This window comes from Pseudoalteromonas sp. S408 (genome assembly GCF_005886645.1).
GTDB lineage: Bacteria > Pseudomonadota > Gammaproteobacteria > Enterobacterales > Alteromonadaceae > Pseudoalteromonas.
Genome location: NZ_PNDY01000089.1, coordinates 1 through 337, shown reverse-complemented (window position 1 = coordinate 337; position 337 = coordinate 1). Strand labels below are relative to the sequence as shown.

The 337-nt window shown below is 70.9% G+C and carries 1 pseudogene; it reads left to right on the top strand.

Annotated features, from left to right (window positions below):
- Nucleotides 1–301 (top strand): annotated as a pseudogene (locus CWB62_RS18725) (hypothetical protein); the annotation flags it as partial.
- Nucleotides 302–337 lie beyond the last annotated feature (36 nt).

Sequence of the window (337 nt, the reverse complement as noted above, 5' to 3'; positions counted from 1 at the left end):
ACGTGAGCACGAAGGCGCGCTGTACAAGGTGTTCGGCGCAGGCCAGGGGCTGCTGGCCCGCCTGCAGGCCGCTGAGTTCGTGCTGCTCGGTCTGCTCAGTGGGCTGCTGGCGGCGATGCTCGCCGAAGGTGCGGCGGTCGGACTCTATTCCGGCTGGCTGGGGCTGCCGGTGGTGCTGCATCCGTGGCTGTGGGTGCGGCTGCCGCTGGCGGGGGGCGTGCTGATCGGCGGGCTGGGCTTCTGGCTGTCGAGAGAAGTGAGGCGTCAGCCGCCGATGGCGGGGCTGCGCGCCCTGCAGTGAGCGCCATCAGGCCTCGTCATCGCAGCGCCGGATGAT